This is a genomic window from Natronomonas aquatica (genome assembly GCF_024449025.1).
Classification (GTDB): domain Archaea; phylum Halobacteriota; class Halobacteria; order Halobacteriales; family Haloarculaceae; genus Natronomonas; species Natronomonas aquatica.
Window position 1 is genome coordinate 124,441 of record NZ_JAHLKM010000001.1, and the last position, 21,489, is coordinate 145,929.

21 protein-coding genes are annotated in these 21,489 nt (G+C 66.4%); 9 read left to right on the forward strand and 12 right to left on the reverse strand.

Going from position 1 to position 21,489, the window contains the following annotated elements; genetic code table 11:
- Positions 1 to 46: 46 nt before the first annotated feature.
- The 3 genes from KM295_RS00735 to KM295_RS00745 are packed head-to-tail and all read right to left on the reverse strand — an operon-like array spanning position 47 to position 3,399.
- On the reverse strand, positions 47 to 1,543 hold the full coding sequence (locus KM295_RS00735; RefSeq protein WP_256028170.1) for a sulfatase: 1,497 nt from the start codon (positions 1,541 to 1,543) through the stop codon (positions 47 to 49).
- 52 nt (positions 1,544 to 1,595) lie between these two features.
- Complete coding sequence (locus KM295_RS00740) at positions 1,596 to 2,555, reverse strand: alpha/beta hydrolase (protein WP_256027938.1); 960 nt, start codon at positions 2,553 to 2,555, stop codon at positions 1,596 to 1,598.
- A 4-nt stretch (positions 2,556 to 2,559) separates the two neighbouring features.
- The gene (locus tag KM295_RS00745; protein ID WP_256027939.1) at positions 2,560 to 3,399 is read right to left on the reverse strand and encodes an MBL fold metallo-hydrolase; all 840 of its coding nucleotides are present in this window, start codon (positions 3,397 to 3,399) and stop codon (positions 2,560 to 2,562) included.
- 92 nt (positions 3,400 to 3,491) lie between these two features.
- On the opposite strand from KM295_RS00745, the gene KM295_RS00750 reads away from it, so the two are divergent.
- Entirely contained in the window at positions 3,492 to 5,168 is a 1,677-nt protein-coding gene (locus tag KM295_RS00750; protein ID WP_256027941.1) for an aldehyde ferredoxin oxidoreductase family protein, read from the forward strand.
- Between the two features lie 18 nt (positions 5,169 to 5,186).
- Here the strand turns inward: KM295_RS00750 and KM295_RS00755 are convergent, their stop codons facing one another.
- From KM295_RS00755 to KM295_RS00765, 3 genes are all read right to left on the reverse strand, one after another.
- Positions 5,187 to 5,642 (reverse strand): MaoC family dehydratase, encoded by a 456-nt coding sequence (locus KM295_RS00755; RefSeq protein ID WP_256027942.1) that lies wholly within the window; start codon positions 5,640 to 5,642, stop codon positions 5,187 to 5,189.
- Positions 5,643 to 5,786: 144 nt separating this feature from the next.
- Positions 5,787 to 6,968, reverse strand: coding sequence for a branched-chain amino acid ABC transporter permease (locus KM295_RS00760; RefSeq protein ID WP_256027943.1), 1,182 nt, complete (start codon positions 6,966 to 6,968; stop codon positions 5,787 to 5,789).
- A 12-nt stretch (positions 6,969 to 6,980) separates the two neighbouring features.
- On the reverse strand, positions 6,981 to 8,336 hold the full coding sequence (locus tag KM295_RS00765) for an ABC transporter substrate-binding protein (protein ID WP_256027944.1): 1,356 nt from the start codon (positions 8,334 to 8,336) through the stop codon (positions 6,981 to 6,983).
- Between the two features lie 143 nt (positions 8,337 to 8,479).
- On the opposite strand from KM295_RS00765, the gene KM295_RS00770 reads away from it, so the two are divergent.
- Genes KM295_RS00770 through KM295_RS00780 form a run of 3 tightly spaced genes read left to right on the forward strand, consistent with a single transcriptional unit; the run spans position 8,480 to position 10,838 of the window.
- Entirely contained in the window at positions 8,480 to 9,361 is an 882-nt protein-coding gene (locus tag KM295_RS00770) for a branched-chain amino acid ABC transporter permease (protein ID WP_256027945.1), read from the forward strand.
- Complete coding sequence (locus KM295_RS00775) at positions 9,358 to 10,128, forward strand: ABC transporter ATP-binding protein (RefSeq protein ID WP_256027946.1); 771 nt, start codon at positions 9,358 to 9,360, stop codon at positions 10,126 to 10,128. Before KM295_RS00770 ends, KM295_RS00775 begins: the two co-directional genes overlap by 4 nt.
- Positions 10,125 to 10,838, forward strand: coding sequence for an ABC transporter ATP-binding protein (locus KM295_RS00780; RefSeq protein ID WP_256027947.1), 714 nt, complete (start codon positions 10,125 to 10,127; stop codon positions 10,836 to 10,838). Before KM295_RS00775 ends, KM295_RS00780 begins: the two co-directional genes overlap by 4 nt.
- Before the next feature lie 37 nt (positions 10,839 to 10,875).
- Here the strand turns inward: KM295_RS00780 and KM295_RS00785 are convergent, their stop codons facing one another.
- Complete coding sequence (locus KM295_RS00785) at positions 10,876 to 11,772, reverse strand: MBL fold metallo-hydrolase (RefSeq protein WP_256027948.1); 897 nt, start codon at positions 11,770 to 11,772, stop codon at positions 10,876 to 10,878.
- Positions 11,773 to 12,016: 244 nt separating this feature from the next.
- Between KM295_RS00785 and trxA the strand changes: the two genes are divergently transcribed.
- Both trxA and KM295_RS00795 read left to right on the forward strand, forming a co-directional pair.
- Positions 12,017 to 12,361, forward strand: coding sequence for a thioredoxin (gene trxA / locus KM295_RS00790; protein WP_256027949.1), 345 nt, complete (start codon positions 12,017 to 12,019; stop codon positions 12,359 to 12,361).
- Positions 12,362 to 12,637, forward strand: a complete 276-nt coding sequence (locus tag KM295_RS00795; RefSeq protein WP_256027950.1) for a DUF7967 family protein — start codon at positions 12,362 to 12,364, stop codon at positions 12,635 to 12,637.
- Positions 12,638 to 12,673: 36 nt separating this feature from the next.
- Here the strand turns inward: KM295_RS00795 and KM295_RS00800 are convergent, their stop codons facing one another.
- Positions 12,674 to 13,075, reverse strand: a complete 402-nt coding sequence (locus KM295_RS00800) for a helix-turn-helix domain-containing protein (RefSeq protein WP_256027951.1) — start codon at positions 13,073 to 13,075, stop codon at positions 12,674 to 12,676.
- A gap of 103 nt (positions 13,076 to 13,178) precedes the next feature.
- Here KM295_RS00800 and KM295_RS00805 point away from each other — a divergent pair, with 103 nt between their 5' ends.
- The 3 genes from KM295_RS00805 (at position 13,179) to KM295_RS00815 (ending at position 15,778) form a co-directional block, all read left to right on the forward strand.
- Positions 13,179 to 14,531, forward strand: coding sequence for an oxidoreductase (locus tag KM295_RS00805; protein ID WP_256027952.1), 1,353 nt, complete (start codon positions 13,179 to 13,181; stop codon positions 14,529 to 14,531).
- Between the two features lie 59 nt (positions 14,532 to 14,590).
- A complete protein-coding gene (locus KM295_RS00810; protein ID WP_256027953.1) occupies positions 14,591 to 15,100 on the forward strand; it encodes a winged helix-turn-helix transcriptional regulator in 510 nt (169 codons plus the stop codon).
- A gap of 78 nt (positions 15,101 to 15,178) precedes the next feature.
- Positions 15,179 to 15,778 carry a nitrous oxide reductase accessory protein NosL gene (locus tag KM295_RS00815; protein WP_256027954.1) on the forward strand — a complete coding sequence of 200 codons (600 nt, stop codon included), beginning with the start codon at positions 15,179 to 15,181 and terminating at the stop codon, positions 15,776 to 15,778.
- Between the two features lie 116 nt (positions 15,779 to 15,894).
- Here the strand turns inward: KM295_RS00815 and KM295_RS00820 are convergent, their stop codons facing one another.
- From KM295_RS00820 to KM295_RS00835, 4 genes are read right to left on the reverse strand one after another with little or no spacing between them, the layout of a single operon-like run.
- On the reverse strand, positions 15,895 to 16,764 hold the full coding sequence (locus KM295_RS00820) for an ABC transporter permease (RefSeq protein ID WP_256027955.1): 870 nt from the start codon (positions 16,762 to 16,764) through the stop codon (positions 15,895 to 15,897).
- The gene (locus KM295_RS00825; RefSeq protein WP_256027956.1) at positions 16,761 to 17,486 is read right to left on the reverse strand and encodes an ABC transporter ATP-binding protein; all 726 of its coding nucleotides are present in this window, start codon (positions 17,484 to 17,486) and stop codon (positions 16,761 to 16,763) included. Before KM295_RS00825 ends, KM295_RS00820 begins: the two co-directional genes overlap by 4 nt.
- Positions 17,483 to 19,369, reverse strand: coding sequence for a NosD domain-containing protein (locus tag KM295_RS00830; protein WP_256027957.1), 1,887 nt, complete (start codon positions 19,367 to 19,369; stop codon positions 17,483 to 17,485). The genes KM295_RS00825 and KM295_RS00830 overlap by 4 nt, the downstream gene beginning before the upstream one ends.
- A 50-nt stretch (positions 19,370 to 19,419) precedes the next feature.
- Positions 19,420 to 21,453, reverse strand: coding sequence for a PAS domain-containing sensor histidine kinase (locus KM295_RS00835; RefSeq protein ID WP_256027960.1), 2,034 nt, complete (start codon positions 21,451 to 21,453; stop codon positions 19,420 to 19,422).
- Positions 21,454 to 21,489: the final 36 nt, after the last annotated feature.

Genomic DNA, 21,489 nt, shown 5'->3' on the forward strand with positions numbered 1-21,489 from the left:
GTAGTATTTTGATGTCCCTCGGCACCGATATCGGATCCGTCCCGGGTCAGCGGTACCCGAGATCGCGGAGCCGCCGTCGCGTCGCCGCGTCCATCCTGGCAACCGTCGTTTCGGCGTCGGTACCGTCGGTGCTCCCGTCGTCGTCCATACACGTCGATCCGACGCGTGCGCCGAATCGATCGAGTTCGGCCGACAGCGCCGCGGCCACCGGTCCCTCGGGATCGATCGGCGTCCCCTCGATCGGGCCGTCGTCGAGCCGGTAGGCCTCGTCCGGGAACCGCTCGTTTCGGATGTACTTCGCGTCCGGTCCCCGGACGGCCCACATCCGCGAGTCGAACCGCGGGTCCTCGAGGCCGATCCCGGCCCGTTCGGCCTTCGTCTCCAGCTGTCGGCGCTCGATGACGGGCCGGTGGTATTCGAGGAAGGCGTACTCCCCGCCCGGGATCGCCCGGCCCTCCGACATGAGCGACCGTTCGGGCTCGAACGGCCGGCCGCCGACGACTCCGGGGGCGTCGGTCGCGGCGGCGCTCTCGAGGACCGTATCGTAGAGGTCGAGACACTCGACCGTCTCGCCGGTCCGTCCGGGCGGCAGATCGGGGTGTTTGACGAGGAGCGGCACGTTGACAAGCGGGTCGTAGACCGCGAACTCGTGGCCGTAGCGGCCGAACTCGCCGTGGAGTTCCCCGTGATCGGCACAGACGATCACGACGGTGTCAGCCCACCGGCCGGTTCGTTTCAGCCACCCGAAGAGCCGGCCGAGTTGGGCGTCCATGTGCCGGATCTCGGCGTCATAGAGCCGGCGGATCGCGTCGAACTCGGCGTCAGAAACGGTCCGGACGCCCGCGTTGTGGACCTTCGAGTTCTGACAGACGGCCGTCGGGTCGACGTCCGGGGCGAACTCGGCGCGGTGTTCCGTCGGCGGGACGTACGGCAGGTGGGCGTCCATCAGGTTGATGAAGGTAAACCATCGCCCGTCGGCGGTCTCGATGAACGACCGGGCGCGATCGACGACCGCGGGCGTCTTCGAGTCGGCCCCGCGGGCGGCGAGCCGTTCGTGGAGCGCGTTGCCGAGTTCGACGAGCCGATCCGCGAGCGGGCGGAGCCGACCGTCGACGAGCCGACGCCAGAGGGTGGCCGCCGCCGACGGGACGGCCCCGCCGGGCAGCGCGCCGAAGAAGCTATCGTGGGCCTCGAAGCCGGCCGTCAGGCGGGTGTACGGCGTTATCCAGGCGTTCGAGGAGAAACAGCCGGTCCGATACCCCGAGGCCGACAGCGCCTCGGCGAGCGTCCCGACCCCCTCGGGGAGGTACGGCGACTCCTGGGTCGCCCCGTGTTCGGAGGGATACCGGCCGGTGAACATCGACGCGTGGGCGGGCAGCGTCCACGGGGCCTGGGCGATCGCCTCCTCGTAGACGAGTGCCTCATCGGCGAAACGTTCGAGTACCGGCGTCGTCGGGCGGTCGTACCCGTACGGCGTCAGGTGGTCCTTCCGGACGGTATCGAGGACGACGAACAGGACGTTCCGGCCGTCGGTGGGCGCCATCGTCCGGCTGGTTCGACCGGCGACGACAAGAAACGGCGGGTCGCCGTCGGATTCAACGGGTTCGCTCGCGGACGCCCGACTGGAACGCCTCAACGGTCTCATAGAGCGCCCTCCGGCGGCGTTCGAGATGCACGAAGTGGGTGCCGCCGTCGATCTCGGCGTAGACGGCCTCGTCGTCCGAAACGGCGAGCCGGTCGTAGACGGAGAGTGCGTCCGCCCGCGTCGCGGTCGGATCGAGCGATCCCCGGACGACGAGCGTCGGAACGTCGATCGCCCCGGGGTCGTACGGCGGGTCGCCGGCGCTGCCGTCGGCCAGGTCCGCGAGCGTCCCGTTCGGCGCGACGATCGCGTCCCGTCCCTCGACCCCCTGCCCGGAGGCGGCGAGCGACGCCCAGAAGGCCTCGAAGACCGGATCCGAGTCCGCGGTGCCGCCCCTGATCGCCGCCGGGGGGTCCGTGTGGACCTGCTCGTTCCACCGCGATCGGGCCTCCGTTCGGGACACCGTCCGTGTCGGCGGCGGGTCCGTGCGCATCCCCTCGAGCAGCGACGGGTCCGGCTCGAAAACCGGCGCGTACAGCGTTACCGAGGCGACCTCGGGCGCGTCGGCGGCCGTAAGGAGCCGCCCGGCGATCATCGTCCCCCAGGAAGTCCCCACCAGATGGACGGGGCAGCCGAACCGCTCGCGGACAGCCTCGATGGCGACCGCGACGTCGGCCGCCGCCTCCGGAGCGCGTGCCGGCGGCGCCTGCCCGTCGTCCTCGGCGTCCATCGCGGGCGGGCGGTCGCTGTCGCCGTAGCCGCGGATATCGACGGCGAACGCCGCCCGCCCGGCGTCGGCCGACCACACCAGCCAGGAGTGTTCCGGGGCACCCCGGGGGTCGAAGACGGCGCGGCCGGCGTAGGTCGCCCCGTGGACGAACACGACGGCAGAGTCGGGGTCGGTCGGCGACCGCTCCCGGAGGCTGATCGTGATTCCGTCCGTCGATTGGATCCGGTGTGTGTCGGTCTGCATGGTCTCAGATATCCGTCGTCGTGAGTACCTCCGAGTCGCCGACCCAATAGGAGTGAGCAGGGCCCCAGTCGGTGTCGACGGGCTCGGGGGTGCGCTTTCCGGCCCGGATCTCCTCGAGTCCCGCCAGGAGGTCGTCGATCAACGAGAGGTCCCCGCCCGACAGTGGCTCGTTGTGGCTGGTGGCAAGCGTCTCGAAGGCCGCCTCGTCCCGAAGCTCCCGGAGCCGACGGAGCGATTCGACGTAGGCGTCGAGGTCACAGTCCTCGAAGTGGATGTAGAGTCCGTACTCGCGGTGGACCACGTCCCCGCCGTAGAGCGTCGCCGTCGCCGGATCGAGGAGGCCGACGTGGCCGGGGGAGTGCCCCGGTAGCGGGACGACCTCCAGGGTCCGATCGCCGAGATCGATCGACCCGTCGGCCGGCAGCGCGGTCGCGTCGGCTGGCTCGATCGCGTACTCGTCGTGATCGACGCCGTCGGGGAAATCGTTGCCGGCGTCGAGCCAGCGCTCGGTGAACTGGGCGGGCCGTTCGGTGAACTCCTCGCTCAGGCTGTCGATCGCGACCCGGCCGTCGGCCGGCAACTCGGCGGGGCTGACGCGTACGTCCTCGAAGCCGGCCGCTGCGCCGATGTGATCCCAGTGGGTGTGGGAAAGAACGAGCGTGACCGGCGTCCCGACGAGCCCCGAGACGACATCGGGGAGGTCCCCGACACCGATCCCGGCGTCGACGAGGACGGAACGCTCCGTTCCCTCGATCAGGAAGGCGCCGTACGCTTCGGCCTCCGTGATCCGGTAGCTCCGGTCGGTGAGCCGCGTCACGTCGTACCATCCCTCGGCGGCGTCCATACGGGTCGGTGCGCCGCCGGGTACAAAAACTGTGCGTCGGTCGCGGTCCGTCCGATGAACATTTATGCCCGTCGGCGGACAGAGTATTAGACATGTTACACAGCGAGGGCCCGCTTTTGACGATCGATCTCGACGGGAAGACGACGACCGAAACCGACATCGGACCGATACAGGAGCGGTACATCGGAGGACGCGGCCTCGGGACGAAGCTCGCACACGATCGGATCCCGTTCGACGCCGATCCGCTCGGCCCCGAGAACCGGCTGTTTTTCACCACGGGGCCGATGCAGGCCTCCCAGATGAGCTTCACCGGCCGGATGAACTGTACCGGCGTCTCGCCGCTGACCGGCGGCCTGCTCTCCTCGAACGCCGGCGGGTTCATGTCGCGGCACTTCGCCGACACGGGATACGGCGCCCTTGAGGTGGCGGGCGCGGCCGAGGAGCTCACGATCGTCCACGTCACCGACGAGGGCGTCGAGTTCGAGGCCGTCCCGGAACTGGAGGAGGCGACCGTGCCGGAGACGACCGCCTACATCGAGTCCGAACACGGCCTCGAGAGCGACCACACGGCCGTCATCGGCCCGGCTGGCGAGAACGGGGTCCGGTTCGCCTCGATCATGACGACCGAGGAACGGGCGTTCGGCCGCGGCGGCCTCGGCGCCGTGTTGGGCTCGAAGAACGTCAAGGCGATGACGTTCGAGGGCGACTCGGCGGCGGAGATCGAGATCCCGGCGACCCAGGCCGAAATCCACCGCGAGGCCGCCACCGACGACCACATCATGAAACGCCAGGGGACGGTCGCGGTGATGGATCTGGCCAACGAGGTCGACGGGCTCCCCTCCTATTATTTCTCCGAGCAGTCCTTCGAGGGCGTCGAGGGGATCAACGGCGCCGCCGTCGAGGAGAAAAAGTACAAGAAGGGCACCTGCTCGGCCTGTGCCTTCGCGTGTAAGCTCCCGACGAAGGACGGGGAAGCCGGCGTCGAAACCGAAGGGCCGGAGTTCGAGGTCGCGATGGCGTTCGGCTCGAACTCCGGTATCGATGACATCGTCGAGGTGATGAAGTCCAACGAGCTGTGTGACAACTACGGGCTCGACGCGATCTCGGCGGGCAACACCGTCGCGGCGTATCTCGCCAGCGAGGACGAGTTCGGGAACGCCGAGTTGACCCACGAGCTGGTCGAGAAGATCGCCTACCGGGAAGGGGTCGGCGACACCCTCGCGGAGGGTATCGACCGCGCCCACGACGAGCTGGGCGTCGAGAACTGGTCCGTCAAGGGGATGGACTTCGCCGCCCACGAGGGCCGCGTCCTCCACGGGCAGGGCCTTTCGTATGCCGTCGCCAACCGCGGCGCCGACCACATGTACGCCACCTTCTACTCGGTCGAGTACCCCCTCGTCCCCGAGGAGGACGCGGTGGATCCCGAGGGCGCGACCGGGAAGGCCGACGTACTCGTCGAGCGGGAGAACCTGATGGCGCTGGCCGACAGCGGCGTCGTCTGTAAGTTCTCGAGAGACTACATGTCGCCCGAGCGCTACGAGGCGCTCTTCGGGGCGGACTTCCAGGAACTTCTGGACGTCGGCGCCCGAACGGTCACGCTCGAACGGCACTTCAACAACGAGCGCGGCTTCGACGCCGAGGACGACGACCTCCCGTACGACGTGCCCGGCCTTGAGGACGGCATCCGGGAGTACTACGACGCCCGCGGCTGGAAGGAAGGCGTCGTCCCCGAGACGGCGCTGCCCGAGGACGTCGCCAGCGCGGCCTGATCGATCGGCCGGTCGCCGTCAGCGGTCGGCGTCCCGCCGCCGGACGATGTTGTGCGACCGCATCGACAGCACCTTTTCGTCGGTGTAGGTGGACCGTTCGAACTCGACGTACCCCCGGTCGTCGCGGCTCTCGGAGGGCGTCCTGTCGGCGACCTCGATCTCGATTTCGAGCGTCTCGCCCGGACGCACCGGTGCGTGCCACCGGAGTTCGTCCATGCCGATCCCGCCCATGTTCTGGAGGCCGTCCTCGGGGGAGACGAACTCGGTGACGAACAGCCGAACCGACAGACAGAGCGTATGGAGCCCGCTGGCGACGAGTTCGCCGAACATCGAGTCCTTGGCCGCTTCCTCGTCGACGTGGAACGGCTGGGGGTCGAACTGCTCGGCGAAAGAGACGATCTCGTCTTTCTCGATGGTGTAGGCGCCGGCCTCGTACCGGTCGCCGACCGTCAGGTCCTCGAAGTACAGCGACATACAGGGGGTGTTTTCCCGTACCGACTTGTGTCTTTGCCCGCGATGACCGCCGCCGTTCGGGTGTGGTCGGTCGATGGAATCGTCCGAGCCTCTCCACCGTTGATCGGCCGAACGGACCAGAAAGAAGCGAGCCGCCGAGGAAAGCTACCTGGCGAGCTTTTCCCCGGCCAGCGAGAGATAATGCGTCACGGTCTCGCGGGTGAACGCCACGACACCGCCGGCGCCGTCGTCCGCATAGCGGGTCGAGGCGACACCCAGCCACGCGCGGAAGCGGTTGATCCCGCCGGCGACACCGTTGTCGAGGAACAGCACGACGATCAAAAGCAGAACGCCGAAGCTGAACTGCCAGTATTCCTCCAGCAACGGGAACTGCCGGATGATCCAGCGCAGGTACTCGTGGGCGAACGCGCCGAACACCGGCCCGAGGAACGAGTAGGGACCGCCGATGACGGTCATGAGGACCGGGACCGCCGAGAAGGACCAGTGGGCGTGGGCTTCGGGGTTGACCTGTCCGGACAGCGAGACGAGCAGGCCGCCGGCGAGCCCGGAGAACATCCCCGAGATGATGAACGTCATCCACTGGTGGTAGGTGACGTTGATCCCGAGCGCCCTCGCTCGATCCGGGTTCTCCCGGATGGCCTGACAGATCATCCCGAACGGCGACCGGACGATCCGCCACAGCGCGTACAGCCCGAGCGTCACGATGAAAAGCGCCAGGAAGTAATAGTGGAACGGATCGACGAGGCTCACCAGGCGGAACTCGGAGCCGAACAACTGGACCTCGCCCATGCGGAAGGTGAGACCGTCGGAGCCGTTACTCCAGGTGCCGTCGCCGAGCCCGAAGGAGTGGAGCAGTTCGCCGATGGTGTCCTGCAGGAACACCACGAAGATGGCCATGCTGAACGCGAGCGTGATAAGCGCGAAGTAGATCTCCTCTAACTGGACCGAGAGGTACCCGATGGTCACGGCGACGATCGTCGCGACAACGACCGACAGTGCCAGTATCAGTATCCAGGTGACGACCGGCGCGATGCCGCCGAACAGCTCGCCGAACCCGAGCGCGGGCGCGATGACTGTCGCCGTCTTCGCGGTAGTGTATCCGGCGACGGAGACGAACATCGCGTGTCCGAACGAGAGCAGGCCCGTGTACCCGTACAGCAGGTTGAACGCCACGGCGAACAGGGCGAAGATGAGCGTCCGGGTCAAAAGCGAGGTCTGGAACCCGCCGAGGAAGAAGGGCGCCGCGAGCAACAGGGCAGCGACGGCTACCGCTAGCCACGTCGTGTTGTCCGCTGTCGCTAGCCGATCTCTGAATGCGTAGCTCATTGTTGCCCCGAGTTACATTCCCGGCGGCAGGTCGCTACCTTCGAGCAGATCGAGCGCCTCCTCGCGTTCGATCTCGTAGGTCTCGATGTTCACCTGGCCGGCCCCGTCGTAGGGGACGTCGGCGTCGAAGGACGACTCGCCGATCACACAGGACGCGTTCGCCTGGTGGTGAGTGGAATCGAGGGTGATGGAGCCGCGCGGGTCGTCGTCGTAGGTGTACCCCTCCATGACGTCGATGAGGTCGTCGGGATTCGTCCCGCCGGCTTCCTCGATAGCGTCGGCGTAGATCTGGACCGCCGCCCACGTGCTCCCGCCGGTGAACGTGGGATACTCGGTGATGGAGTCGTCATCCGCGTAGGTTTCCTGGTACCGGTCGACGAACGCCTGATCCGCGTCGGTGTCGTAAGAGCCCGGCCAGTACCAACCCGAGTAGTGGACGCCCTCCGGCATCGTGTCGCCGAGCGCCTCGAAGTTGTCCGGGGAGGCCCCGATGGTGTCGAGGACGTCGACGACCTCATCGAACAGCCCAGCCTCGGCCGCCTGGTCCGTGAAGGTGACCGTATCGCTCGCCCAGAAACTCGTAAAGACGAGTTCGGGATCGGCGTTCATCACGTTCGTGATCTGCGGCGTCATGTCGCCCGATCCCAGTTCGGGGAACTGGGATTCGACGACCTCGTAGTCGAATCCGAGGCCGTCCAGATACGCCTGATAGTACTCCCAGGTCTGTTCGCCGTAGGCGTAGTCGGGGCCCATGTTCGCGATGCGGGTGATATCCGGGTAGTTGTCGACGGTGAACTGCGCCATCGCGTACGTCATGTGGGCCGTATGGGAGTTCGTCCGGAACAGGTTCGGGATCCCCGCGGCGGTGCCGTCCTCCTCGTAGTAGCTGCCGTAGGTCTCGGTGTCGTGCTCCGTTATCCACGGCGTCCCGATGTCGGTAAGCGTGATCGGGACACCGAGCTGTTCCCAGGTCGGGCCGGTGTTCAGCGTGACGCCCGAGGAGGTCATCCCGAGCAGCACGTCCGCTTCGAACTCCTGGACCAGGCTCCGGACCTGCGCCTGCGGGTCGTCGCCGTGGTCGCGGACCTCCAGTTCGATCTCGCGTCCGTCGATACCGCCGTCCTCGTTGATGGCGTCGACCGCGACCTGGGCGGCCGCTTCGGAGCCGGCCCCCAGCGCCTCGGCGAGCCCCGAGAGGAGATACGTCCCACCGATCCGGATCGGCCCCTCACCGTCGCCGTTCCCGCTACATCCGGCGAGAGTGACGGCAGCCCCGGATCCGGCGGCTGCGAGAAATCCTCGTCGGCTGAATCGACCCGACAGGTTGCTGTCGGACGTTGCGTGAGGTCTATCACCATGTCGAGACATGTCTATCGGTTGTTCACGGATATTATACAAATAAGTATTGGTTACAATACGGACATTCTGGATGGGGGCTATCGAAAAAGCGGAAGAAGATGGCCGTTAACACAGCGAAAATTTTAACCCGCAACTGACAGAGAGGTACTATAATGGTAAATGCTGGAATAGTACTCGACCAGATCCTCACCGGACTCAGCATCGGAAGCTGGCTGTTTCTGGTGTCGATCGGGTTGAGCCTGGTGTTCGGCGTGCTCGGCGTGTTGAACTTCGCCCACGGCGTCCTGTTCGCGATGGGCGCGTACGTGACCGTGTCAGCTGTTTCGAGCTCCATCGGGAACTTCTGGATCGGCGTCGTCGCAGCCGGGGTAGTCGTCGGGGTCCTCGGTATCATCATCGAGATGGGGTTCATCAGGCGGCTGTACGGACGCGCCGAGGAGGAACTCGAACAGCTGCTTTTGACCTTCGCGTTCGTCCTCATCCTCGAGGACGGTATCAGAATGGTGTTCGGCTCCGGGACCCGGCAAATAGACCCGCCGTCCGCCTTCGGCTTCGACATCGTGGTGGCCGGGTACTCGATGTCCTCCTACCGGGTGTTCGTCATCCTCGTCTCCTTTGCGGTGATGGGGGGGATCCTGCTCACGCTCAAGACGACGAACTTCGGTCGGCTCGTCCGGGCGACCTCAAGCGACCGCGATATGGCATCGCTGCTCGGTGTCAACGTCCCCCGGCTCTATACGATGGTGTTCTTCATCGGGGCCGCCCTGGCCGGTATCGGCGGGGCCTTCGCCGCGCCGCTGCAGTCGGTGACGCCCGCCCTCGGTGAAACCGTCATCATCGAAGCGTTCATCATCGTCGTCATCGGCGGCCTCGGCTCGTTCGTCGGCACCTTCTTCGGTGCCTACCTCGTCGGGATCATGATCGCGGTCGGGAGCATCTTCGCGGCCGGCGCGGGACAGCTGTTCCCCTTTATCGCGCTCATCCTCGTGTTGCTTCTCAAGCCGGAGGGGCTCACGGGAGGTGCCAACACGTGACGACGGTACTGGAAACCGAAGGGCTCGAACGCCGCTTCGGGAAGCTTCTGGCGGTCGACGACGTGACCGTCTCGATCGACAGCGACGACGTCACGAGTATCATCGGCCCGAACGGGGCCGGCAAGACGACGTTCTACAACCTCCTTTCGGGACGGCTCAAGCCGACCGGCGGGACGGTGCACCTCCGGGCCCACGACGGGACGGACCTCGTCGAGATCACGGGTATGGAGCCGTTCGAGATCAACCGGAAGGGGCTGTCGCGGGCGTTCCAGATCAACAACATCTTCGAGGGATTGAGCGTTTCTGACAACGTCCGTATCGCCCGCATCAGCCGTAACGACCGAACACTCGACGTCCGCTCGGTCGCACGGGACGACGAGGAGTTGACCGCGGAGGCCCGGGAAGTCATCGAGATGGTCGGCCTCGAGGAGGTCGCGGAGACCAAATGTGCGAACCTCTCGCACGGCGACAAGCGAAAAGTGGAGATCGCGCTCTCTTTGGGGACCGACCCCTCGGTCGTGTTGCTCGACGAGCCGACCGCCGGGATGAACGCGACCGAGACCGAGAAGATGGTCGATCTCATTCGCGACCTCAACGAGCAGACCGACACGACGTTCGTGCTCACCGAACACGACATGGGGGTCGTGTTGGGTATCTCCGATCGTATCCTGGTTCTGGACGGCGGGGAACTCATCGCCGACGGGACGCCGGAGGAAGTGATGCAAAACCAGCAGGTTCGTGAGGCCTACCTCGGGGGTGAAGCATGAGCGCGCTCGAACTCGAGGACGTCAACGCCTACTACGGGAACAGCCACATCCTGTACGATCTCGATTTGCACGTCGATCAAAACGAGGTCGTCGCGCTCCTGGGGCGGAACGGCGCCGGCAAGACGACGACGCTTCGGTCGATCACCGGGACGATCCCCCGCCGGGAGGGACGGATCGACTTCCGGGACGAGAGCATCGTCGACGACTCGGTAGACGCGATCAGCAACAAGGGGATCAAGCTCGTCCCCGAGGAACGGCGCATCTTCCCGACGCTCACCGTCCAGGAGAACCTCATGCTTTCGCGTGACTCGTGTAAGGGCGAGAGCCGTCCGATCGAGGAGATGTACGATATCTTCCCGATTCTGGACGACCTCCGGGGGAACAACGGCCAGAACCTCAGCGGCGGGGAACAGCAGATGCTCTCGGTCGCGAGGGCGCTGGTCCAGAGCCCCGATCTACTGTTGCTCGACGAACCGACCGAGGGGCTGGCCCCGGTCATCGTCGAGGACCTAGAGGAGATCCTCAAGGACATCGTCAGCGAGGACGTGACGGTCCTCATCACCGAACAGAACGTCGAGTTCGCGCTCGAACTCTCCGAGCGCGCCTATATCATCGAGAGCGGCGAGAACGCCTGGGACGGGACCATCGAGGAGCTTCGCGACCGCGAGGACCTCCTCGAGAAGTACCTCTCTGTCGGCGTCGAGGAGTAGCGCCGACGCTTTCTCCCGACCGGTTCATCGCGATCGATCAGACCTCGACTCCGTGGTATTTCAGGTAGCCGTCGGTGAGAAGCGTCGAGTAGAACGACTCGATCCGCCCGTCGTACGGCGGGGCGATATCGAGCAGTTCGTCGGCGACTGCCCGGCGTGTCGCCTCGATCGAGCCCGTCGCGTCGTACAGTTCCATGACGCGCTCGTCGAAGCGATACAGCGTCTCGCGGGCGGTCTCGAAGGCCGCCGCCGGCTCGCCCGACCAGACGCCGAAGTGCGGGAAGACGATCCGGTCGGGATCGAGTGCCTCGAGCCGGTCGATCGCCACCGCCGAGTCCTCGACGTCGAAGTTCGGCAGCGTCGAGGGCGGGGTCCAGCGGTCGGCCTCGGCGAGATACCCCCCGAGGCATTCGGCGGCGAAACACAGCCCGCGCTCGGGGTTCCAGACGGCGAAATGGTCGGGCGAGTGGCCGGGCGCATAGACGAGTTCGAGGGTGTTCGAGCCGATATCGACCGTTGTGCCCGCCTCGGGGACCGGAACGATGTTTCCCTCGGGGACGGGGCGCTGTTCGCCCATCGCCTCGAACTGTTCGCCCATCGCCTGCCGGCTGCTCTCGATCAGCTCCGAGGGGTCCGACAGGTGCGGTGCGGTCATCTCGTGGATGTAGACGTCGGCTCCGGGAGCGTACTCGAGGAGATCGCCCGCGCCGCCGGAGTGATCCGAGTGGACGTGCGAGAGAACGACGTTCGCGAGGTCCTCGGGCGGCACGCCGACCGCGTTCAGTCCCTCGAGGACAGCATCGACCGTCGCCGCCGCGCCGCTGTCGACGAGCGTCGGCTCGGCGTCGTCGAAGAGATACACCGAGGTGAACGAACTGTCGAACAGTCCGGTGTCGATCCCGTAGACGCCGTCGGTCACCTGAAACGTGTCCATGCGGGCGGTAGCCGGCGTCAGTTGTAAAGTCGTTCGGTGCGGGCTCCGGCCGGACCGTTACCGGCTACCGTACAGTTTTTATAATATTGTACAATATAAACATAATACATGGCCGGCGTTTGTCGAATAAATACTATATTGAACCTCTTTCGGACTCGAAAGCCACAGTCGCGAACGGTATCCACAGTTAATATTGTATTATTAACCCAAAACTATTAACCGACAGGGACCGTAGAAAGGGCCGATGAGTTCAGAGATCGAGCCGATCCCGTCCGAACCGATACAGCTGACCGACGAAAGCGACCTCGAGAGCGCGGTTTCGACACACGAGGTCGTCCTCGTCGATTTCTACGCCGACTGGTGTGGCCCCTGTCGGATGATGGAGCCGACGATCGAGGCGTTGGCGGCCGAAACCGACGCCGCCGTCCTCAAAGTCGATGTCGATCGGTTTCAGGGGCTCGCCGGCCAGTACGGGGTTCAGGGCATCCCGGCGCTTTTGCTCTTTGCGGACGGTGACCTCGTCGAGCGCTTCGTGGGTGTCCAGCAGGCGGACGATCTTAAACAAGCGATCGTCCAGCAGACGGGATAGATGCCCGAGACGACCCGCGTGTGGCTCGTCGAGCGGACCTACTCCGACGACGAACAGAACCTCATTATCCTCACGTACGCGACGCCCGACGGTCACCGGGATTTCCGGAAGGAGCGTGCGCTGACGAGCTTTACCGGCGCTTCGAGACGAACCCCGGTCAGCCTCGAGGTCGAGGAGACGAACCTCGGCGTCGTGGCGGATCCGGAAACGAGATCGCGGTACGCCGACGAGGTATCCCGGATGGCGGCGAAACACGACCCCGACGCCGCGTTGTAGCGGAGGGCTCCAGACGGGCCGACGGGACGGGCGCAGTCAGTTCTCGACGGCGGCACGGTCCCCCGCCTGATCGTACTTTTCGCGGAACTCGCTGATGAGCTGTCCCATCTTCGCGTACCAGTCGTTGAGCATCCGCTGCATGTCGTCGGCGACCTCGTCGGCGTCGGTGGGGCGGAAGACGTGGTAGTAGCCGCCCTGCTCGTAGTTGACCTGCTCTTTTTGAACGAATCCGCTCTGTACGAGCCGCTGTATCGACCGGTAGGCCGTCGAGCGTTCGCGGTCGACCGCCTCGGCGACCTCGTCGACGGTCAGCGGTTCGGACCGTTCGGTCAATACCTGGAAGATCTCCATGTCGAGTTCCTTCAGTCCATGAACACACTCGAGCAAGCTCTCACACTGCATATCCTGCTTGAGGTATTCGCTCATTGCGTCGGCCATGATACCTGTGGTAGTGGTCGTTTCCTCATAAGTGTTTGCACACATAGCACAATATTAAACCGCGGGCGGAACGATGAAGCCGAACGCGTCCGTAATCCTGTCTATGCTCGGACCGCAGCTGGAATCGTCCGTCACCGTCGGCGGCCGACCGATCCGGAACCGGCTGTACCGCGCGCCGCTTTTGGAGTGTGCGGGTAACGGGCCGGAGGCGGTCGAGACGCTGATCGACGAGCTCGAACCCGCCGCGGCATCGGGAGCCGGACTGATCCATCAGGGCGCGACGATCGTCCGCGAGGCCGGCGGCTGTGCCGCCCCGGGGATGACCCGCGTCGCCGATTCCGGCTTCGTCGAACGGCTCGAGGAGCTGACCGAGGCGGTCCACGCCCACGGGAGTGCGATCGCGATCCAGCTGGAGTACGGCGGACTCCGGAGTATGGAGGTCTGGCACGCCGGCTACCGGCGATCGAACCCCGGCCTCGAACAGCTCGTCGTCTCGAGACCGCCGTGGATACTCCGGTCGCTGGATCGGGTCGGCTTTCTGGACCTGAATCCGAGGGTGATGGACACCGACGAGGTAGAGGCGCTGGCGGCGGATTTCGGTCGCGCCGCCGCCCGGGCGGTCGAGGCCGGCTACGATATGATCCATCTGGCGGGCGCGAACATGGGGATCATCCAGCAGTTTCTCTCGCCGTTCTACAACCGCCGCGAGGACGAGTTCGGGATCGACCCCGAGGTCGGGTCCGGCGTCCGGTTTCTCGAACGCGTCCACGAGGAGATCCGCGATCGGGCCGGCGACGTGCCGCTGATCACGAAAGTTCCTTCGGAGGCGGCCGCCCCGGCCCCGCTCCAGCCCCGGCTCTCGGATGCGGACGCCATCCGGACGGCCGCCCGTCTGGACTCGATCGGCTACGACGGGGTCGTCCCGGTCCGCTGTTCGGTCTTCTGGGATATGAGCATCGTCCGGGGGGCGTTCCCGGCCCGAGCCTGGCGCGACCCGACACTCAAGGAGGGCTATCGCGAGGCGTTCGGGAGTCGAACGCGAGCGACGGCGGTCGCGGCCGGCAACTGGCTCCAGTCGCGCCGGTACGACCGGGAACCGGGGTGGAACGCGGATCTCGCCCGGCGGGTCCGGTCGCGGGTCGATATCCCGGTCTTCCTCGAGGGGGGTCTCCGAGAGCGAGCGGAACTCGACAGCTACCTCGGCGACGCGGCCGACCTCGTCGGGATGGGACGGCCCTTCTACGCCGAGCCCCGGCTCCCGGCCAGACTGCTGGACGGGCCGGCCGATACCCGGGCCGTCTGTGAGGACTGCAACAACTGTGCGGTCGCACAGGCGGCGGGCGCGAGTGGGAACTGCCGGACGCCGTCGGTACTCGAGGAGGCGGGAGCGCTCCGAAAGCGGGGCGCATACGACCGGACCGGTAACGAAAGGGACGACGGCGATCCCACTGAATGAGAATCCGCCAGCCGTTCACGTACAGCCGATCCATAGAAAACATACGACCGGATTACACCATGACAGACACCAGAGGCCGCGTACGGTCCCACGTCGAGACCAACCCGGGGGTGCATTTCAACGCCGTGAGCCGGAACCTCGACATCGCGACCGGACAGACCCAGTATCACCTCCGGCGGCTCCTCCGGGCGGAAACCCTCCACAGCGAGGAGATCTGCGGCCGGACCCACTACTTCCCGGACGGGTACTCCGAACGGGAGCGGGCCGCGATCGCGCTGTTGCGCCGCGAAACGACACGGGAGCTCGTCATGCTGTTGCTCGACGGCGGGGAGACGACGCCATCGACCCTCGCCGAGGAGCTGGACGTCGCCCGCAGCACCGTCGAGTGGCACCTCTCGAACCTCCTCGAGTACGACCTCGTCGAGAAGGAATACGAGGGGCGAACCGTCTCGGTTCGACCGACGCGACCGGAACTGCTCAGGGAGACGCTCGTCGAGATCGATCCGACTCTACCGGACCGGCTCGTCGATCGGTTCTCGCGGCTCGTCGACTCGCTTCTCGAACAGTAGCGGCGGATCGACCGTTCCGGGTCCTCTTTTCATACACATACCAGACAACATATACTTTTGCCGTCCGTTATTCCACGTATGGACAGCAAGCTTCTCGACACGGCCGATCGGACTCGACGGACGATCCTGACGACGGTCGCGGTCGGCGGGATCGGGATGCTCGCCGGCTGTCTGGGCGGCGATGGGGAGGGCCCCGACCCCGTCTCTCTCGATCAGGGACAGTCGTGTGATTACTGCAACATGCGGATCGAGATGCACCCCGGGCCGGTCGGGGAGGCCTTCTACGGTGGCGACGCCCCGCCGTCGCTCCCCGAGGACCGCGAGAACGGTATCGCCCGGTTCTGTAGCTCGAGCTGTACGTACAACTACCTCCTCGAAAACGAAGAGCAGGGTCACGAACCACAGATCGCCTACGGAACCGACTACTCGAGCGTCGATTACGAACTCACCGACGACAGCGGGACCACCGTCATCAGCGCCCACCTGAGCGCCGAGGCGTTCGCGGAGCTCCAGGATCTCAACTTCGTCACCAACAGCGACGTCGAAGGCGCAATGGGGAGTTCGCTCATCGGGTTCACCGACGCCGACGACGCCGCCGCCTTCGCCGACGAGCACGGCGGCGAGATCCTCACACACGACGACATCACCCGTGAAGTGTTGTCCGGGCTCAGTGCGTAGCCCGACCGACGAAAACGGGACTATACTTCGTTACCGGCGGATCGCGACGGCCGCGACGGCAAGCGAGCCCGCCCACCAGACGCAGAGTCCGAGGACGCTCGCGGGCGGAGAGGCCGTCAGCGGGGTACCGTATCTTTTAGCCGTTCGAATCCGATCCGGAATCTGCTCCGAATCTTCGACACAGTCCGGCGCCCGAGGCCGGCGATGACGGCCAGGCTCACCGCCGTCCAGCCGGCGAGCCCGGCGACGGCGACCGGGACGTCGATCGTGCCGCCCTGATCCGTCGCGACGCCGACGACCGACTCGAGGACCAGCCCGCGGTAGGCGGCGTTGGGACTGACGGCCAGCGCCGTCCCGAGCAGGTCGTCCTCGATGACGCCGGCGGTGAGCCCGATCAACGCCAGCAGATCCCCGCCAGCGACGACGACCACGAGGACGGCCAGGGCGGCCGCAAGCGTCGCCCGTCCCGTCCGGACGAGGACCGACGCCGCCATCGTCATCGCGAGCACGGCGGCGCCGAAACAGATCGTCAGCGCGATGAACCGGACGAAAAGCACCGGCGAGTCGACGCCCTGGTGGGTGGCAAAGACCGACGAGGAGGGGCCGCCGATCCTCGAGACGGCGAGGCCGACGACCGCAAGCGGTGTGCCGACGATCGCGGCGAGACCGACGAACCGACCGGCGAAGACGCCGACGGCCAGCGATCGATCGGAGACCGGATAGGTCCGCAGCACCGACCGGTCGTCGTTGTCGCCGCTGAAGGCGCGGTAGCCGAGCGCGACGGCGACGAGGGGGACGAGCAACTCCAGCGGCAACAGGAGATCGACGGCCGTCGGGACGTAGCCACCTCGGATCCCGCCGCCACCCCGGAGGACACCGAGGAAAACGACGAGGAGTCCGAACGACAAAAGGAGGTAGCCGCGCGTCCGGACGACCGTCGATATCTCCCGCCAGGCGATCGGACCGACGCCCCGGAGACGGCTCATCGGTCACCCCCCACGACGGCGACCTGTTCGGTGTCTTCGACGACGGCGTTCAACACGCCGCGCAGCGAGTCGGCGTCGAACGCCGCGCGGAGTTCCTCGACCGTCCCCGCTGCTGGGACCGTCCCGCGGGCGAGAACGAGCACCGAATCGGCGGTCTCCTCGACGAGCGTCATGTCGTGGGAGCTGAGAAGCACTGTCGTCCCCGCACCGGCCATCTCCGCGGCCGTTTCGAAGACGTTCGCGCTCATGTTGGGGTCCAGTCCGCTCGCGGGTTCGTCGAGGACGACCAGCGGCGGATCGCCGACCGTCGCCTGTGCGATCCCGAGAAGCTGTCGCATGCCGCCCGACAGCGCCTCGACGTTCCGGTCGGCCGCCGCCCCCAGCCCGACCCGATCGAGCAGCGGTTCCGGCCCGGAACCGTCGACGAGCGACGAGTAAAAAGAGAGGGTCTCGGCGGCGGTAAAGCCCGGGCGGAATGTCGGATCCTGGGGGAGATAGCCGATCGGTCTGTCGGCGTCGGGACCCTCATAGGAGACGGCCCCGGACGTCGCGGCGAGATCGCCGACGAGGATCCGGATCAATGTCGTCTTCCCGGAACCGTTCGGTCCGATCACCGCGACGACCGAACCCGAGGGGATCGCCGCCGACACTTCCGACAGCGCCCGGACAGTCCCGAAAGATTTCGAGACACCGTCGAACCGGAGCACCGGGTCGTCGGTCACGCGGCGCACACCTCTCCGGGATCCGCACTGCCGTCGGCGATCCGTCGGGCAGTCTCGAGTCGGTCCGGGTGTACCGGCGTGTCGCGGGGAGCAGCGTCGATGACGCTCTCGCCGCGCATCCCGGGGACGGATCCACGGAGCGTCCGGAGGCCACGGACGATCGGGGCCGCCGCGAGCGTCCGGGCCGCCTCGGTCCGGTGGAGCCGTCCGTCGACCGGATCGGTCGGGCTGTACCGCCTGTCGAGTCCCTCCGCGCCCTCCCAGTAGTTGCCCTCCTCGCCCTCGCTCCAGACCCGAAGCGGGCCGCTCGTGGCCCGAACGTGTCGGTCGTTGTCGGCGACGTCGTTGCGGACGACGACGCTCGTCGGGAAGACCGAGGAGGCACGGAAGCCGACCGCGTTGCCGACCACGGTGTTGTCGGCGTACAGCGAGTTCCGTGCGCTCGTCCGGATCGCCTGGTCGGTGTCGACGACGACGTTTCCTCCGATGTACGAATCCGATCCGCTCGTCGAGATCCCCTGTTCGGTGTCCGTGATGACGTTGTCCGCGATCGCGTTCCCCGCCGGACTCGTCATGATGGTAATCCCCGACAGCGCCTGTTCGCTCGCACAGTTCCCCGAGAAGAGTCCGTCGGAGGTGTACATGAAGTGTGTGCCGAACCGGCCGTCCACGAACCGGTTGTTCCGGATCACGATCCCGTCGGACCGGTGCGTGTAGACCCCGTCGCGCCCGCCGTCGAACGTCGAACGCTGTATCACGGCGGGCGAGCGGATCGTGACGACACCCATGAACCCATCGCGCCACTCGTCGGTCCCGTTGACCCGAACACCGTCGACAACGGCGCCTTGCGTATCGCGGAGGATAATTCCAGACGCCGGGGTGTCCATCGCGGCGCCGGTGACGAGCAGTCTATCGACGCCGTCGGCGGTGATCGCGGCGTCGGAGTACCCGTAGGCCGCCTCTGTCTGACGGTCCCAGTCGGAGCGATCCTCGTCCGGGATGTCCTCCGGCTGGAGCGATTCCCCGACACCGGCGATCGAGACGCCCGAGATAGCGACATCGTCGGCCGAGACGGTGACGACGGTCCCGTTGCCGTCACCGACGATCACTGCGTCCTCGCCGGAAAGCGTCACCGAACGGTCGATCTCGACCGGACCCCGGTAGGTACCGGGGGGAAGCCGGACGACGGTGCCAGCCTCGGCGTTTTCGAGCGCGGCCGAAAGCGTCGGCGCGTCCTCGCCGACGACCGTTCCGGTCGGTCGATCGAGGAGTTCGAAGGCCGAATCGACGGTTTCGTTCGCCGCAGCGTGTTGGGCGTCGATCCGATCGCGTGCGTCCGATCCGTCCGAAGGCGGCGCCTCGAACCGGCCGCGCTCCTCCCAGCCGACGACCTCGCCGCCGTGGGTCGACGCGAAGGCGGCCGCCCGATCCTCCTCGTTGAAGGCGACCGGCGTCGGCCCCGAGGGGATCCTGGCGGCGCTGTCTATCACGAAGACTGCCTCGGCGGCCGGGATCCACTCGCCCGTGTACTCCCCGACGAGGAATCCGGAGTCGTCGAGGGAGACGTCAGGGGGGGCCGTCTCGACGTAGACGACCTGTGGGTAGCCGAACTGCTGGCTGACGAGCGGGTCGTCGACCGCGGCGGCCGCGAGCCCGATACCGCGATAGCCGACGAGGTAGGGATACTGCGAGTACGCGATCTGTGCCCTGGGTACGACCCGTTCCCCGAGGGTCCGCTGTTCTTCGAGTGTCAACCCCATCGCGACGGTTCGATCGAACTCGGCGGGGTCGGGGTCCGAAGCTCCCGGGGCGACCAGAAACGACACAGCACCGACCGAGGCGAGGAGACAACAGACGACCAGGACTGCGACTCGGATCGCCATAGCGAACCGAGACCTTCGAGACGAATAGGCGGTTTGGTTCGACGGTCGAATCACGGCTCCGAAAGTCTAAACTCGAACCGCGCACCGCCGGGTTCGGATTCGCCGACCGAGACGGCCCACCCGTGTGCCTCGGCGATCTCGCGGACGATCATCAACCCGAGACCGGTCCCTTCCTCGTCGGTCGTGTACCCGCGTTCGAACACCTTCTCGCGTTCCGGTTCGGGGATCCCCGCCCCGTCGTCCTCGACGGCGAACCCCTCCGGGAACCGTGTGACTCGGACGGTGATGCCCGTATCGTCGTCGGTCTCCGCCTCCGGCCGATCGCTCGTGGAGCCGTGCTCGACGCTGTCATCGGCCTGCAGCCGATTGCTCGTCGAACCGTGTTCGACGCTGTCGTCGGACTGTGTCCGACTGCCCGTGGAGCCATGCTCCACGCTGTTCCGAAACAGGTTCTCCAGGAGCTGTCGGAGCCGATCGGGGTCGGCCCGGACGGTGGCGTCGGCTCCGTTCCCGACGTCGATCTCGAGGGTCCCCTTGTCGGTCTCGACGGTACTCCAGGCGGACCTCGCGACGTCGTCGAGCGAAACCGCCTCGAGGTCACCGATCGACTCGCCGGACCGGGCGAGCGCGAGCAGCGTATCGATGAGCCGATCCATCCGATCGAGCGCGTCCGCGGCCCGATCGAGCGCGTCCGGTTCGCCCTCCCGGGCCAACTCGAGGAAGCCACGGGCGACCCCGAGCGGGTTCCGGAGGTCGTGGCTGACGACGCTGGCGAAGGTCTCGAGGCGTTCGTTCTGTGCCTCGAGTTCCTGTCTGCGGTCGGCCCGGTCCATCGCGGCCTCGACGTTCGCCGCCAGCGTCCGCGAAAGCGAGAGATCAGAGTCGTCGAAGGCATCGGCCGACTCCGAGCCGATCACCAGCACCCCCCACTCGCCGATCGGGAGGAGCAGCTCGCTACGGATCGGGGAGTCGCCTCTGTGGACATCGGATCGGGTGTCCGAGCGGGCGTGAACGTCGCGGACGAACTCCGGTTCGCCCGTCTCGAAGACGCTCCAGACGACCGTCTCCCCTCGCTCGAGGGGCGCCGCGTCCCCGAGGATCTCGCCGGCCCGTTCGGTTCGGGCCGCGGGTTCGAGACGATCGGTCGAGGGCTCATAACGGAAGATTCGGGCGGTCCGGAACCCGAGCACGTCGTCGACCGAACGGACGGCCCGTTCGGTGATCCCGTCTGGCGAACCCACCTCCATCAGCTCTCTCGTCGCGTCGTGAAGCGCCGCCAGCCGGGATTCGTACCGGTGCTGTCCGGTGATGTCGGTGTATACGGCGTAGCCGTCGATGGCCGCTGCCGGGGTCTCGAGGGGGATAGCCTGCATCCGGAAGGCCCGTTTCTCGCCCGAGGCCGTCAGCCGAAGCACCTCCTCTTCGACGTGGCGGCCCCGGCTGGCCCGCTCGCTTATCGTCTCGGCCCGGTCGTTTCGCTCCGGCGGAACGATGACGTCGTCGATCACTTCGCCGACGATGTCCTCGTCGTCGATCTCGAACGTCCGACGGAAGGCGTCGTTGATCCGCCTGACGACCGGCCGCCCGTCGACGAACTCGACGGCGGCGATACAATCGGAGCTGTTCTCGAAGAGCGTGGAGGTCCGGTCGCGCTCGACCCTGAGTTCTGTCTCCCGTTCGAGCCGGCTGCCGTCGTAGACGCCGATCAAAAGCCCCGCGAGCGCGCCCATCGCGACGACGTGGCTGAAGACGACCAGCGGTTTGAGATCGCCCTGGAGGATCTGGAAGTAGTAGACCCAGCCGGTGATCGCGAAAAGCGCCGCGCCGCCGAAGAGACACCAGCCGGCGATCCGCAGGGCGAACCCGGCGTAGGGCATCCGCCCGATGACGAGAAGCGACCCGACGACGATCAAGGCGAGATCGACCCCGATCGGGACTACGTTCTCCAGGAGGGTCAGATAGAGCGGATCGCCCTGAAGAACGGCGTCTTCGTAGATATCGAAGACCGTCACGACGGATAGCACGGCACCGAGTGCGGCAACGATGATCCCGCCGAGGAACCGCTCGGAAACGTCGCTATCCATTACGCCGGCTATGTGCACTACCGTATAAAAATGTCG